Annotated in this window: 16 protein-coding genes and 1 tRNA gene; 6 read left to right on the top strand and 11 right to left on the bottom strand. The window is 59.3% G+C overall.

The window, feature by feature from the left end; translation table 11 throughout:
* Nucleotides 1–24: 24 nt before the first annotated feature.
* The gene (gene coaD / locus ACP15F_RS08880) at nucleotides 25–516 is read left to right on the top strand and encodes a pantetheine-phosphate adenylyltransferase (RefSeq protein ID WP_424940447.1); all 492 of its coding nucleotides are present in this window, start codon (nucleotides 25–27) and stop codon (nucleotides 514–516) included.
* A gap of 288 nt (nucleotides 517–804) precedes the next feature.
* A complete protein-coding gene (locus ACP15F_RS08875) occupies nucleotides 805–1,263 on the top strand; it encodes an MmcB family DNA repair protein (protein ID WP_424940446.1) in 459 nt (152 codons plus the stop codon).
* Between the two features lie 6 nt (nucleotides 1,264–1,269).
* Here the strand turns inward: ACP15F_RS08875 and ACP15F_RS08870 are convergent, their stop codons facing one another.
* Nucleotides 1,270–1,476, bottom strand: coding sequence for a DUF6324 family protein (locus tag ACP15F_RS08870; protein WP_163038448.1), 207 nt, complete (start codon nucleotides 1,474–1,476; stop codon nucleotides 1,270–1,272).
* A 106-nt stretch (nucleotides 1,477–1,582) separates the two neighbouring features.
* Here ACP15F_RS08870 and ACP15F_RS08865 point away from each other — a divergent pair.
* Nucleotides 1,583–1,659, top strand: a tRNA-His gene (locus tag ACP15F_RS08865).
* Between the two features lie 27 nt (nucleotides 1,660–1,686).
* Here the strand turns inward: ACP15F_RS08865 and ACP15F_RS08860 are convergent.
* Complete coding sequence (locus ACP15F_RS08860; protein ID WP_424940445.1) at nucleotides 1,687–2,016, bottom strand: DUF6476 family protein; 330 nt, start codon at nucleotides 2,014–2,016, stop codon at nucleotides 1,687–1,689.
* On the opposite strand from ACP15F_RS08860, the gene ACP15F_RS08855 reads away from it, so the two are divergent.
* From ACP15F_RS08855 to rpoH, 3 genes are all read left to right on the top strand, one after another.
* Nucleotides 2,015–3,049: an RluA family pseudouridine synthase gene (locus ACP15F_RS08855; protein ID WP_424940444.1), complete on the top strand. Its 1,035-nt coding sequence runs from the start codon at nucleotides 2,015–2,017 to the stop codon at nucleotides 3,047–3,049. The genes ACP15F_RS08860 and ACP15F_RS08855 overlap by 2 nt on opposite strands.
* 32 nt (nucleotides 3,050–3,081) lie before the next feature.
* Nucleotides 3,082–4,530 (top strand): cardiolipin synthase, encoded by a 1,449-nt coding sequence (gene cls / locus ACP15F_RS08850; protein ID WP_424940443.1) that lies wholly within the window; start codon nucleotides 3,082–3,084, stop codon nucleotides 4,528–4,530.
* A 182-nt stretch (nucleotides 4,531–4,712) separates the two neighbouring features.
* Entirely contained in the window at nucleotides 4,713–5,609 is an 897-nt protein-coding gene (rpoH, locus tag ACP15F_RS08845) for an RNA polymerase sigma factor RpoH (RefSeq protein ID WP_424940442.1), read from the top strand.
* 55 nt (nucleotides 5,610–5,664) lie between these two features.
* On the opposite strand, the gene ACP15F_RS08840 is transcribed toward rpoH, so the two are convergent.
* The 9 genes from ACP15F_RS08840 to pcaF are packed head-to-tail and all read right to left on the bottom strand — an operon-like array spanning nucleotide 5,665 to nucleotide 14,070.
* The gene (locus ACP15F_RS08840; protein ID WP_424940441.1) at nucleotides 5,665–6,456 is read right to left on the bottom strand and encodes a PaaX family transcriptional regulator C-terminal domain-containing protein; all 792 of its coding nucleotides are present in this window, start codon (nucleotides 6,454–6,456) and stop codon (nucleotides 5,665–5,667) included.
* A gap of 7 nt (nucleotides 6,457–6,463) precedes the next feature.
* A complete protein-coding gene (gene paaZ, locus ACP15F_RS08835; RefSeq protein WP_424940440.1) occupies nucleotides 6,464–8,491 on the bottom strand; it encodes a phenylacetic acid degradation bifunctional protein PaaZ in 2,028 nt (675 codons plus the stop codon).
* 36 nt (nucleotides 8,492–8,527) lie between these two features.
* On the bottom strand, nucleotides 8,528–9,286 hold the full coding sequence (locus ACP15F_RS08830) for a Phenylacetic acid catabolic protein (protein WP_424940439.1): 759 nt from the start codon (nucleotides 9,284–9,286) through the stop codon (nucleotides 8,528–8,530).
* A 10-nt stretch (nucleotides 9,287–9,296) separates the two neighbouring features.
* Nucleotides 9,297–10,361: a 2Fe-2S iron-sulfur cluster-binding protein gene (locus tag ACP15F_RS08825; protein ID WP_424940438.1), complete on the bottom strand. Its 1,065-nt coding sequence runs from the start codon at nucleotides 10,359–10,361 to the stop codon at nucleotides 9,297–9,299.
* 9 nt (nucleotides 10,362–10,370) lie between these two features.
* A complete protein-coding gene (paaD, locus tag ACP15F_RS08820) occupies nucleotides 10,371–10,832 on the bottom strand; it encodes a 1,2-phenylacetyl-CoA epoxidase subunit PaaD (protein ID WP_424940437.1) in 462 nt (153 codons plus the stop codon).
* 1 nt (nucleotide 10,833) lies between these two features.
* Nucleotides 10,834–11,592 carry a 1,2-phenylacetyl-CoA epoxidase subunit PaaC gene (gene paaC, locus ACP15F_RS08815; RefSeq protein ID WP_424940436.1) on the bottom strand — a complete coding sequence of 253 codons (759 nt, stop codon included), beginning with the start codon at nucleotides 11,590–11,592 and terminating at the stop codon, nucleotides 10,834–10,836.
* The gene (gene paaB / locus ACP15F_RS08810) at nucleotides 11,592–11,876 is read right to left on the bottom strand and encodes a 1,2-phenylacetyl-CoA epoxidase subunit PaaB (protein ID WP_108856777.1); all 285 of its coding nucleotides are present in this window, start codon (nucleotides 11,874–11,876) and stop codon (nucleotides 11,592–11,594) included. Before paaB ends, paaC begins: the two co-directional genes overlap by 1 nt.
* Before the next feature lie 11 nt (nucleotides 11,877–11,887).
* Nucleotides 11,888–12,865, bottom strand: a complete 978-nt coding sequence (paaA, locus tag ACP15F_RS08805; protein ID WP_163038429.1) for a 1,2-phenylacetyl-CoA epoxidase subunit PaaA — start codon at nucleotides 12,863–12,865, stop codon at nucleotides 11,888–11,890.
* Nucleotides 12,866–12,867: 2 nt separating this feature from the next.
* Nucleotides 12,868–14,070 carry a 3-oxoadipyl-CoA thiolase gene (gene pcaF / locus ACP15F_RS08800; protein ID WP_424940435.1) on the bottom strand — a complete coding sequence of 401 codons (1,203 nt, stop codon included), beginning with the start codon at nucleotides 14,068–14,070 and terminating at the stop codon, nucleotides 12,868–12,870.
* Nucleotides 14,071–14,105: the final 35 nt, after the last annotated feature.

The raw sequence follows: 14,105 nt of genomic DNA, 5'->3' as shown, positions 1-14,105 counted from the left end.
CGCCCACTGCAAGGAGACCAGATCATGCGCATCGGATTGTATCCCGGAACTTTCGACCCGATCACTTTGGGGCACACGGACATCATTCGTCGTGCCTGTGCATTGGTAGACCGGCTGGTGATTGGTGTTGCGATCAACACGGGCAAAGGGCCTTTGTTCACGCTGGAAGAGCGCGTCGCGATGGTTGAAAGCGAATGCGCGAAACTGGCTGCTGAAACCGGGACCGAGATCGTCGCGCATCCCTTCCAGAACCTTCTGATCGATTGTGCTCATGATGTCGGCGCACAGATCATCATTCGCGGCCTGCGGGCAGTTACGGATTTTGAGTATGAATATCAGATGGTTGGTATGAACCGCGCGATGGATGACAGCGTCGAGACTGTGTTCTTGATGGCCGAGGCACGCTATCAGGCGATTGCATCAAAGCTGGTGAAAGAGATCGCCAAGCTGGGCGGCGATGTCAGCAAGTTTGTTCCCGAAGACGTGCGTGGACAGCTGCTCGACAAGATTAACTGAAGCGCACCGGCGCTGGTTTGCAGTGAAAAGTGGCGGCCCCACCGCGACCGTCGGGGTCTGAATTCCCGAGGACCTGTATATACAGGTGGGCGCCGGGTAAGTGGACCACGGCCCAAACAGAGCCAGCTCCCTCGGAATTGCTTAAGGCCACCGGAATTTTACCCGCATGTGACGCGAAGGGCAGAAGCCGCCTTGGCCTAGATAGGCGTGGGGCGCCTTATGTGCAAGGGGAGGATCGGCTGCGCACGTAGCATTGACATTTTGTTCACGAAATGTTCGATTTGCAGTATGGCGATAACTGACCAAACCTTGATGCCCGGACAACTTCTGGCGCGCGGTGTATGCCGTCACATGCTGAGCCATGGGTTTGTGACCGTCGAAGAATTGGTGCCGACACGGGGGCTGCGGGTCGATGTGATGGCGCTGGGCCCAAAGGGCGAGGTCTGGGTGATCGAGTGCAAATCCTCACGCGTGGATTTCACGTCCGACAGCAAATGGGAAGGATATCTGGAATGGTGCGACCGCTATTTCTGGGCCGTTGATTCCGACTTCCCGACCGAGCTGTTGCCGGATGACACCGGGCTGATCATCGCTGATAGCTATGACGCCGAGATTTTGCGCATGGGGCCGGAAGACAAGCTGGCACCGGCCCGGCGCAAAGTGATGGTGCAGAAATTTGCGACCCATGCCGCGCGCCGGTTGCAAGGTTTTCGCGATCCCGGCGTGGCGGCTTTGGTCAACGTATAGAAAACGTTACTTTTTCGACTTGGCGCTGTCTGCCAATGCGCGGGCCTGTTTGGCGGCCGTTAGCAGTTCTTCCGCGATTTCTTCGGCCTCTTCCGGTTCGAAATCCATCGGCAGTTCCACGCCGCCGCCTTCCACATAAAGGCGCACCATTCCAATCGAGGTCGGCCCGATCTGAAGGTTTGCGTCGATGTCACTTTCGTCGTTGATGCCCATGTGTGGCCTCCTGAATTTCTTCTGATCGGGTTAGTGCGCTTTCATGCATTTTTCAACCCGCGACCTCTTGCAAAGCCCCGCGTGGGGGGGTAAATGCATCCGGCGTGCCGACATAGCTCAGTAGGTTAGAGCGCTTGATTGTGGATCAAGAGGTCCCCCGTTCGAGCCGGGGTGTCGGTACCATCTCCCCCTCTTCAGAACGCAAATGAATCAGCGCAATGTAATGCGTTTTTGAAGCTGACCGTCAGTGCCGTAGATCAAAATCTCATCTCCGGAAACGATGCCGATCCAGTCGCGGCCCAGTGTGACAGCCTCTGCTGTCACGCCCTCTGGCAGGGTGATCTGATCTGGTAGAGGGAAGGAGGGCGCCTCGGGTGAGGTCTGAGAGAATCTCAGCACCACAACGGTGATCAGCACGATCATCCCCAGAATCGTTGCCACCGTCATTGCCGTGACAATCGTTTTCAGATAGCGCACGGTGCCAAGGCCCACGCTATCCTCAAGGGCTTCGTCCAGTTCCTGTTCAGGAGTTTTGTCCATGTCTACCTCGCACCGGATTGTCCGGGTCATCATAGCCGAGAACCCGCCCAAGCGTCTTGATAAGGCGATTGCGCGTGATGTGCCAGAGGAAGCAAACCTGTCGCGGTCCCGATTGGCCAAACTGATTGCCGAAGGGGCGGTTACGATGGGCGGTCAGGTGATGGATGATCCGCGTGGGAAACTGGCCGAAGGGGACGAATTGGAGATTCGGGTGCCTGAGGCCAATGAAAGCCATATCGGCCCAGAAGATATCCCGCTGGACATCGTCTATGAGGACGATGATCTGATCGTGGTGAACAAGCCTGCAGGCATGGTGGTGCATCCTGCGCCGGGCACACCCACGGGCACGCTGGTCAACGCGCTGTTGCACCATTTTGGCGGTAACTTGTCTGGAGTCGGGGGCGAAAAGCGCCCCGGTATTGTGCATCGGATCGACAAGGACACCTCGGGCTTGTTGGTGGTTGCGAAATCGGACGCCGCGCATCACGGGCTGGCCAAACAGTTCGAAGCGCACTCGGCCGAGCGGCACTATCTGGCTGTCACCCACGGTGCGCCAGATCAGGCGGATCCGCGTCTGGGCGGGATTAAAGGCACCAGCTTTGAAAAGGGCAATATCCTAAAGATCACCACACAACTGGCGCGGCACAAGACCGACCGCCAGAAGCAGGCAGTGCTGTTTTCGGGTGGGCGCCATGCTGTGACGCGGGCGCGGATCCTGGAAGGCTTTGGCACCCCCGTCCAAGCCGCCTTGATCGAGTGCTGGTTGGAAACCGGTCGGACCCACCAGATTCGCGTGCATATGGCCCACGCGGGCCACGGGTTGATCGGAGATCCCACCTATGGCGGGCGGCGTAAGCTGAACGTGAAGGTGATTGGCCCTGATGCGGTCGAAGCGGCGCGCGCTTTCCCACGGCAAGCGCTGCATGCTGCGTCGCTGGGGTTTGTGCATCCGGTTTCGGGCGAAAAACTCAGCTTTGAAGCGCCCATTCCAGCGGATATGCTGGAGCTGATCGAAACCCTGCGCGCGGGCTGAAACCAGCGCGATGAGTACGAGGTAAGGCGAGCATGTTCGAGATTTCCTGGGCGACCACCTGGGGCAGCACTTGGGCCATCCTTCTGGTGCTTCTGGACATCGCAACCATTGCCCGTGCTGTGACGCGCGAGCACCGTTCGGCCGCATCGCGTCTGGCATGGGTCGTCGTAATCATGTCGCTGCCTCTTGTTGGGGTCATCGCGTATTTCTTTCTTGGTGACACCAGTTCGGATCGGAGGTCTGATAAGAAACTCAAAGACTTGCGACGCGAACTTCCCAAGCTGCCAAAAGGCGAGATGGCCTCGCCCGAGCTGCCATTGCTGTACCGCCAATCCTTTGCGCGCGCGGCGTCGGTCAATGGGTTTCAACCCGTTGCAGGCAACCGCGCCAAGGTCACGACGGATAGTGATGAAAGCATCGACTGGCTGATTGCAGACATCGACGCGGCGCACGATCACGTGCATCTGCTGTTTTATATCTGGCTGACCGACCGCAACGGAACCCGCGTGGCCAAGGCGCTGATGCGGGCCGCGGCACGCGGGGTGTCCTGTCGGGTTATCGTCGACGGACTTGGGTCGCGCGGGCTCTTGGCGGATCCGTTGTGGAAGGCCATGAAGGAAGCGGGCATCGAAACTGTCGTAGCCTTTGCATTCCGGTTCGCCCTTTTTGCTGCATTTTTCCGCCGTCTGGACATCCGCAATCACCGCAAGATCATCGTGATCGACCATGACACGACTTATGTGGGCAGCCAGAACTGTTCTGATGCGGCGTTTCTGGTGAAAAAGAAGTTCGCGCCTTGGGTCGATATCATGATGCGCATCTCGGGGCCGGTGGCGTGGCAGTCTCAACGACTTTTTGTCTCGGATTGGATGGTCAATGGCGGGACAGACATTTCGAACCTGTTGCAACGCGAAACCCCGGTGCCAGACGGCGGGTTTCCAGCAGTCGTTGCAGGGACGGGGCCGAATATAAGCGTACAGGGTGTACCTGACATGGCGCAGATGCTTCTGGCCTCGGCGCAGAAGGAGGTGGTGATCACCACGCCTTACTACGTGCCCTCCGAAGCCTTGCAGCAGCAGATTTGTGCCACAGCCGTGCGTGGTGTGCGGGTGCGGCTGAACGTACCGGCTAACAATGACAGTCATTTCGTGGGTTTTGCTTCGCGCAGCTTCTATCGCGCGCTGTTGAAGGCGGGCGTCGAGATCCACGAGTTCCAGCCCGGCCTTCTGCACGCCAAGATCTTGACCGTGGACGGGCAGGCGGCTTTGGTCGGGTCCCCCAATCTGGATCGCAGAAGCTTTGATCTGAACTATGAAAACAGCATGATGCTAGCCGATCCGGCCACCGTCGGTGCAATCGTGGACAAGCAAGAGCTGTTCTTGAATGCCTCCTTGCCCGTTTCGCGCAAGAAGGTCGAAAGCTGGTCAATTACCCGCCGTGTTCTGATCAACACGGTCGGGATGATGGCGCCTCTGCTTTAATTTGCATTTGCAACTTTCTGCACGACTGCGTGAGGCAATGTGTCATCCTCTTACAATTGCCCGCTGAGGTTCATACTCTGGTAACGAAATTCGATGACACCCTCTTGAAAACTGTGTTGTAAGGCTTATCTCGATGTTAAGCCCTTAAACATGAGGGAAGCGGACAGGAGAAGTTTGCAACGATGAGCAACTATAAAAATTTGCCGGCCCCGACGCCAGAAGGCGGTTTGAACCGCTATCTTCAGGAAATTCGGAAGTTCCCGATGCTGGAGCCGGAACAGGAATACATGCTGGCCAAACGCTGGGCCGATCACGAGGATCGTGACGCTGCGCACCAGATGGTGAACTCGCACCTGCGTCTGGCCGCCAAGATTGCTATGGGCTATCGCGGCTATGGATTGCCTCAGGCTGAAGTGATTTCCGAAGCCAATGTGGGCTTGATGCAGGCGGTGAAACGGTTTGACCCGGAAAAGGGTTTCCGTTTGGCAACCTATGCCATGTGGTGGATCCGTGCCTCGATCCAGGAATACATCCTGCGTTCGTGGTCGCTGGTGAAGCTTGGCACGACGTCGGCCCAGAAAAAGCTGTTCTTCAACCTGCGTAAGGCGAAGGCGCGCATTGGTGCGCTGGAAGAAGGTGACCTGCGTCCGGAAAACGTTCAGAAAATCGCTGAAGATCTGAATGTGACCGAGGCTGAAGTGGTCTCGATGAACCGTCGCCTGTCGGGCGGGGACGCGTCGCTGAATGCGACTGTTTCGAACGACGGCGAAGGTGCGATGCAGTGGCAGGACTGGCTGGAAGATGAAGACGCCGACCAGGCTGGCGACTATGCCGAAACCGACGAGATGAACGTTCGTCGCGAGCTTCTGTCGCAAGCCATGGATGTTCTGAACGACCGGGAAAAAGACATCCTGACCCAACGCCGCCTGAAGGACAAACCGGTGACGCTGGAAGACCTGTCGGGTGTCTATGACGTCAGCCGCGAGCGGATCCGCCAGATCGAAGTGCGGGCGTTTGAGAAGCTGCAAAAGCGCATGCAAGAACTTGCGTCCGAAAAAGGCCTGCTGGAACACGCCTGATCAGGAATACAAATGATTGAACGGCCCTGTGCAGACTGCGCGGGGCCGTTTCTGTTTACGGGGATAGCTGGTCAATCGGCAGCGGCCCAAGTGCCTTTAACGCCTCATGTACCAAAGCGCGAACCTGAAGGTCAGGGCAAATCGCTTCCACCGGAAGATCGGGTAGACGAAGCGCGATACGGCGCCACTCGTGTAACAATACCAACCTGAGAGCTGCGCGATCCAGTGCAGGCAGGCTGTGCAACGCGCTAAGTGGCAGATGTCTGATTGTTTTTCGCAACAGATCCGAATCTATTTGCAACTTCGGCGGTGCAAGCTTTGCGATGACCCAGTTGGGTAGCTCTGCTTTTGGATCAGAAAAATGCAGAGCCTCGGGTGTGGTGCGCGGGGCCGAGGTGCCAAGGAACACGCCCGGCATAAGTTCGCTGAAACCCTCGGCGATCAAAGCGTCAAAGCTGCCATCATCTTCGGCGTGCGGGGGCAGGGCAAGCAGATGCCATTGCGCAGGTGCTGCACGTGCCGGGCCATAGATGCGATCCGCCACGGCCTTGGTCTGGGCCAGCCCGTCCTGTGTCAGGTGATAGACTGAACGGCGCCCGTGGCGCGTGCTTTCGATCCAGCCATCCTTGCGCAAACGATGCAGAGCGACTCGGGTAGCTTCGGGGCGAATGCCAAGGGCCGCCATGACCTTACCCAAGGCCTGACCGGAAACGCCGGACGCATCTGCATCCGGCGTGCCCATAACGGTCAGATCACCCATCAAGGTGACGATCACTGACCAGACGCGCAGATCGCTACTGTCGCGCAAGTGCGCCAGAGTATCTGCAAGCGGGTCGGTGAGTGTCATTGCGTCCTCAATAGGCGTTCATCGTCAGCAGTTCATATTCCGCCACCAGTTCATCATCCTGGTTGGTCAGGGTGACATGCCAGCGCACTTCGCCATACTCATCTGTGCGGCGCGTTTTGGCCTTCACGGTCAGGCGCACTTTCATGCTGTCACCGGCCTCGACTGGCTTCATAAAGCGCAGGTTGTCAAGCCCGGTATTGGCCAGAACGGGGCCTTCGTTGGGCTCAACAAACAGGCCCGCGGCGAAAGACAGAAGCAGGTAGCCATGCGCCACGCGATCCGGGAAGAACGGGTTCCGCTTGGCGGCTTCGCTGTCCATGTGGGCATAGAACGTGTCGCCGGTGAAATGGGCGAACTTCTCGATATCCGCCAACGTGACTTCGCGCGATTTGGTGTGCAGGGTCTCGCCAATCGACAGCTCGCCATATTTGCGAGTGAACGGGTGGGCCGGACCTTCGATTTCGGTCGCACCGGGCACCCAGCGCCCACCGATCGAGGTCAGGATGTCGGGGCTGCCCTGAATGGCGGTCCGTTGCATGTAGTGCAGTACACCACGGACACCGCCCATTTCCTCGCCGCCGCCGGCACGTCCCGGACCGCCATGCACCATGTGGGGCAGGGGTGAGCCGTGACCGGTGGATTCCTTCATTGAGGTCGCGTTGTTGAAATACAGGCGACCGTGGAAAGCCCCAGCGCCCATGGCCACGTCACGGGCCACGTCTCCTGATCCGGTGATGACCGAAGCCACCAGCGAGCCTTCGCCCTTGTTTGCCAATTCGATGGCGTGGGCGATGTCGCGATAGCCCATGATGGTCGACACGGGGCCGAACGCCTCGCATTCGTGGACGATGGTCGCAGTGTCGGGGTTTTCGCAGTGAAACAGCATCGGCTTCACGAAAGCGCCTGGATCAACGTCGCCTTCGAAATCGATGTCATCTGGGTTGCCATAGACCATCTTGCTTTCCGACCCGATGGCGGCGGCCTTCTGCAACACATCTGTCTTCTGCCCAGCCGAGACCAGAGCACCCATGCGCACACCTTCGGCGCGTGGGTCACCGATCACGGTTTTGTCCAAGCGGGCCGACAGTGCCTCGATCACGTTTTGAACCTGTGCTTCCGGCGCGATGATGCGGCGGATGGCAGTACATTTCTGACCGGCCTTTGTGGTCATCTCGCGATGTACCTCTTTGATGAAGAGGTCAAATTCTGCCGTGCCGGGGGTTACGTCGGGGCCCAAGATCGACGCGTTCAGACTGTCCTGTTCGGCCACGAACCGCACCGAGTTCTTCAGAATGTTCGGGTTCGAGCGCAGCATCGACGCGGTCTGAGCCGAGCCAGTGAAGCTGACAATATCCTGCGGGCCAAGACGGTCCAGAAGGTCACCTGTGCCGCCCGAGATCAGCTGCAACGCGCCCTCGGGCAGAATGCCACTGTCCAGCATGATGCGCACGGCGGCCTCGGTCACGTAAGACGTGGCTGTCGCGGGTTTCACGATGGCAGGCACGCCGGCCAACAGGGTCGGGGCCAGTTTTTCCAGCATCCCCCAGACCGGGAAGTTGAAGGCGTTGATGTGCACGGCCACACCTTGCAAAGGCGTAGCGATGTGCATGCCCAGGAAGGTGCCGTTGCGCGACAGCTGCTCGATTTCGCCGTCGATATAGACCTTGCCATCAGGCATCTCGCGACGACCCTTAGAGGCGAAGACGAACACGGTGCCAACACCGCCGTCGATGTCGATCATGTGGTCCGACTGCGTGGCCCCAGTGTCGAAGCTGAGGTCGTAAAGCTCTTGTTTGTGCTGACCCAATTCCATTGCCAGTGCTTTCAGCATCTTGGCGCGGTCATGAAAGCCCATCTCGCGCAGGGCAGGGCCCCCCACATTGCGCGCATAGTCGATCATCGCCTGCATATCCAGATCTGCGCCGCCCGCTTCAGCAAGCGGCAGCCCGGTGATGGCCGAGGCGATGGGGCGGGCATTTGCGCCCGGTGCGATCCATTGACCAGCCGCGAAGCTGGAGACTTTCATCAGGGTCATGCTCTGTCCTCTGTTCGTATTCGGGTGGGCGAGCGCTTACGGCGCGCTCAGCCCCAGTTTGTCCAAGGTGGTGGCTGCCGCCGCTTCCCATTCCTCGCGCAGTTCCGCGTTTGTGGAATGGCGCAGTCCAAAGGCCTGCAGCTGGCTGGCGCGGGTCGACACGTCCTTGCCGAAGCTTGCCGCGACGCGGGGCCACCAGTAGTCGACGCTGGCTTGCAGGTCGGCCATGCTGGTGCCGGTCTCCACAAGGCGTTCGATGCCTTCGGCGGCAAGTTCTGCGTGACGGGCCTCGACCGGGGCGACTGCGCGGAAGGCTTCAGCCAAAGGCGCATAGGAGACGCGTTTAAACTCGCTCATCTGCACGCCCACGGCCAAACCCATCAGAAGGTTCATGACCACGGCATCCGACCAGCCCTGCATCGGGTAGTTGAAGACCGACAGGCGCATGTCCGTGTCGGTGCGCGAGGTGCCGATATCAGCGTCGCGTGCCACACGATCTGTCCAAGGATGGTGGTTGGCATAGCGTGCGGTGTTGGCACCGAAATCGCCCATGATCGTCAGCACCTTGTCGGCGTTGTCGGTCTTTTCCAGCACGATCTTGGCGGCCGCAATGCGTTCTTTGATGCCCGGACCTTCGTTGATGATGTCGGCGAAGCCAGCAGCCCCTGCCAATGCGCTGTCCACGAAAGTGGCCATCAGGCGCATAAGCTCGGCACGATAGCGCGCCGGGACGTTTTCGGGATTGGTCAGGACACCGCCCTGAGCCAGATAATCGGTGATGCTCATCTCTGACATGGGGGTCTCCTTATTGGTCGAAATCGACGACGACTTTGCCCGAGCGGGCATAGGATTGGCAGGAAAGGACATAGCCTTTCTCGACCTCGTAATCTTCCAGCGCGTGGTTGGTGATCATGTCCACGTCGCCTTCCAGAACCTTACAGCGGCAGGTCGAACAGACACCGGCCTTACAGGCGTAAGGTGCGTCCATATCGTTGGCCAAAGCCGCGTCCAGGATCGAGGTTTCGCCGTCCATGGTGATGGTGCGGCTTGCGCCATCCATGGCGATCACGGCTTCGATGCCTTCGCCAGAGACAGCAGCTTTGCTGGAGGCTTTCTTGGCCGCGCGGCCAGGTTGGCTTGAGGCAAACAGCTCGAACTTGATCTGCGCGTCATCCAGTCCGTGATCGCGCAATGCTTTGGCAATGCCCAGCATCATCGGCTCGGGGCCACAGATGAAGGCTGTGTCGACGGATTTGATGTCGATCCAGTTCTTGAACAGAGCCGCGCATTTTTCCGCATCCACCAATCCGGTGAACAGGTCAATTTCCTGCGCGTCGCTTTCAAGGATATGGATCACGTTGAAGCGGCCCATATAGAGGTTTTTCAGGTCTTCCAGTTCCTCACGGAACATGATCGTGGTCACGGCCTTGTTGGCGTAGACCAGCGTGAACTCGGACTGAGGCTCGCGCGCCAGCGTGGTCTTGATGATCGACAGAACCGGCGTAATGCCCGACCCACCGGCAAAGCCCAGATAGTGGCGGTTGGTGGTCGCATCGAGCGGGATATGGAAGTTGCCCATGGGAGGCATGGCTTCGATCATCGCGCCCGTCGCCAATTCTTCATTGGCCCAGGTCGAGAACGCGCCGCCATCGACACGTTTGATGCCTACCTGCAGCTTGCCGTCGTCCAGACCCGAACAGATCGAGTAAGAGCGGCGCAGTTCCTGCCCGTCGAAGTCGCGACGGAAGGTAAGGTATTGGCCTTGGGTGAAGTCGAAAGCTTCAGGGTCTTCAGGGGTGAGCGTCACCACCACCGCGTCGCGGATGGTTTTCTGGATATCGGTCACAGTAAGATTGTGGAAGCGCGCCATGGGTGTCTCCTAGATGCACTTGAAGTAATCAAAGGGTTCAAGGCAGTCGCGGCATCGCCAGAGCGCCTTGCATGGGGTCGAGCCGAATTGGCTGGTGCGTTCCAGATTATTGCCGCCGCAGTTGGGGCAGCGTTCTGGTTCGCCTTTGGGCGAGGGCGGGGCGATGCCGTATTCTTCAAGCTTCGCCTTGCCCTTCTCCGTCAGCCAATCGGTGGTCCAAGGTGGGGACAGTTGCTGTGTCAGGGTCAGCTTCTCGATCCCGCGGTCGCGCAACGCGGTTTCGATATCGAAATTGATCACGGACGTGGCCGGACAGCCGGAATAGGTGGGGGTGACGGCGACCTTCAATGTATCGCCCTCCCACTTCACATCCCGGATGATGCCCAAGTCGACCAGCGAGATCACGGGGATCTCAGGGTCGGGCACCTGGTCCAGCCAGTCCCAGATCGTATCTACTGACGGCTGACCCATCTTACCAGTTCGCGCCCGGATAAGCGCGCTGCAGCCACTGCATAGAGCAGAGCAGATGGCCCAGATGCTCGGTATGCATATAGCCTGTGCGCCCGCCCTTGTGGTGGAACGTGTCGGTCGGGATGGTCAGAGTTGCTTGGCCTAGAACCTTACCCACCAGCGCGTCGTATTCTTCGCGCAGGGAAGCGGGGTCAGGGGCAACGCCTGCCTTGACCATGGCCGCGTCAACCTCGTCACTGTCAAACATCTCGCCCACATAGGGCCAGAGGTAATCGAGTGCGGCCTGCATGCGTGCATGGCTTTCTTCGGTCCCGTCGCCAAGACCAACCACTGTGTCGCCCGAGCGCTCCACGTGATAGGTGACTTCCTTGGAGGCTTTGGCCGCGATCTCGGCCACACGTTCGTTGGACGAGGCCATCAAACGACCCAGCATCACCGACGACCATGCGTCGTAGAGGAACTGGCGCATCAGGGTCTGACCGAAGTCACCGTTGGGCAGTTCGCACAGAAGGACGTTGCGATAGTCCCAGGCGTCGCGCAGGAAGGCCAGATCATCCGCCGTGCGGCCTTTGCCTTCGACTTCACCCGCAAGACCCAGCCAGAACTGAGTCTGACCGATCAGGTCCAGTGCGGTGTTGGCCAGAGCGATATCTTCTTCCAGTACCGGCGAGTGGCCACACCACTCGCTGACGCGGTGGCCGAGGATCAGGCTGTTGTCGCCCATCCGCAGCAGAAATTGAAAGAGTGCGTTGTCAGCCATTACATGTGCCCCACTTCTTCGGGGATGTCGAAGAAGGTCGGGTGACGATAGACCTTCGAGTTCGAGGGCTCGTACAGCGGACCTTTTTCTTCGGGGCTCGAGGCTGCGATGTGCTGTGCTTCTACAACCCAGATCGACACGCCTTCGTTGCGACGGGTGTACACGTCACGGGCGTTCTTGATTGCCATTTCAGCGTCTGGCGCGTGCAGGCTGCCCACGTGACGGTGGCTCAGGCCATGCTGGCCGCGGATGAATACTTCCCAGAGGGGCCATTCTTTCGACATGTGATCTCTCCTTATTCGGCGGCTGTGCGTGCAGCGGCTTTTTTGCGGCCATGGGCCAGAAGACCGTCGCGCACCCATGCGCCGTCTTCCCAAGCGTTGGTCCGGTCATTCAGACGGTCCACGTTGCAGGGGCCTTTGCCTTTGATAACGTTGAAGAACTCGGACCAGTCGGGGTCCGAATAGTCATAGTGACCACGTTCCTCGTTCCACTTGATGCCGGGATCGGGCAGGTCCAGACCCAGATACTCGATCTGCGGGACGGTCTGGTCGACAAACTGCTGGCGCAGGTCGTCGTTCGAACGCACCTTGATCTTCCACGTCATCGACTGCTCCGAGTGGACGCTTTCGCTGTCCGACGGACCAAACATCATGATTGCGGGGAACCACAGGCGGTTCACGGCGTCTTGTGCCATGGCTTTCTGCGCGGGCGTACCAAAGGCCATCTGCATGATCGCGTGATAACCCTGACGCGCATGGAAGCTTTCTTCCTTACAGATACGGATCATCGCGCGACTGTAGGGACCATAGGACGTCCTCTGCAGTGCCACCTGGTTCACGATGGCCGCGCCATCGACCAGCCAGCCCACGGCGCCAATATCGGCCCAGTTGAGTGTCGGGTAGTTGAAGATCGACGAATACTTCATCTTACCTTCGTGCAGAAGCTCAACCAGCTCGTCGCGCGATACACCCAGCGTTTCCGCGGCCGAGTACAGATACAGACCGTGGCCGGCCTCGTCCTGTACTTTTGCAAGCAAGATCGCTTTGCGTTCCAGCGTCGGGGCGCGTGTGATCCAGTTGCCTTCCGGCAGCTGACCAACCACTTCCGAGTGCGCGTGCTGGCCGATCTGGCGGATCAGCGTCTTGCGATACGCCATCGGCATCCAGTCTTTCGGCTCGATCTTTTCATCGCGGTCAATCCGCGCCTGAAACTCTTCAAGCAGCTTGGGATCCTCGTCCGAGGCCTCGGCTGTGATCATCTGTGCATACATCGTCAGATCCTTTCCAGAATAAGGGCAACGCCCTGTCCCACACCCACGCACATGGTGCACAGCGCATAGCGCCCACCTGTGCGTTGCAGTTGATAAGCGGCGGTCAGCACCAACCGTGCGCCGGACATGCCCAGCGGGTGGCCCAGTGCAATCGCACCGCCATTCGGGTTCACGCGCGGATCATCATCCGCAACACCCAGTTCGCGCAGCGTGGCAAGACCTTGGCTTGCAAACGCTTCGTTCAATTCTATCACATCGATCTGGTCGATGGTCAGCCCGGCCTTATCCAGCGCTTTGCGGCTGGCAGGAACGGGGCCGATGCCCATTACACGGGGCGCAACACCGGCGGCTTGCATAGAAACCACGCGGGCCATCGGTTTCAGATTGTTGGCAGTCGCGGCGGCTTCCGAGGCGATCAGCATTGCAGCCGCGCCGTCATTCACGCCCGAGGCATTGCCCGCAGTGACCGTCAGGTCGGGGCCGTTCACGCCGCGCAGACCCGACAGTTTTTCAGCCGAGGTGCCCGGGCGGGGGTGTTCATCGGTGTCGACAACAATCGGATCACCCTTGCGCTGCGGGATGCTCACCGGAATGATCTCGTCCGCGAACATGCCAGCCTCGTTCGCAGCGGCCCAGCGGGCTTGGCTACGGGCGGCAAACGCGTCTTGGTCTTCGCGGCTGACGTTATAGTCCTCGGCCACGTTGTCAGCCGTCTGGGGCATCGAATGGGTGCCGTGCAGCTTGTCCATCTTCGGGTTCACGAAGCGCCAGCCGATTGTGGTGTCGTAAACCGCATTGGCGCGGGTGAAGGCGCTGGTGGCCTTGGGCATCACGAAGGGTGCGCGGCTCATGCTTTCGACGCCGCCTGCGATACACAGATCATAGTCGCCCGCTTTCACGCCACGCGCAGCCATGCCGACCGCGTCCATGCCCGAAGCACACAGACGGTTGATCGTGGTGCCCGGAACTTCAACGGGCAGACCTGCCAGAAGGGCGGCCATGCGCGCCACATTGCGGTTGTCTTCGCCTGCCTGGTTGGCTGATCCATAGATCACGTCATCAATTGACGCCCAATCCACATCTGGGTTGCGCTCTTTCAAAGCGGCGATGGGCAGTGCTGCAAGGTCGTCGGCACGGACGCTGGACAGCGCTCCGCCATATCGACCGATCGGAGTGCGCACCGCGTCGCAGATGAAAGCTTCCATGTATCCCTCCCGGAATGTCCAAGCACGGCGCGGGA

It is taken from the genome of Aliiroseovarius sp. S253, assembly GCF_049800855.1.
GTDB lineage: Bacteria > Pseudomonadota > Alphaproteobacteria > Rhodobacterales > Rhodobacteraceae > Aliiroseovarius.
This window is presented reverse-complemented; position numbering and strand designations above follow the sequence as displayed.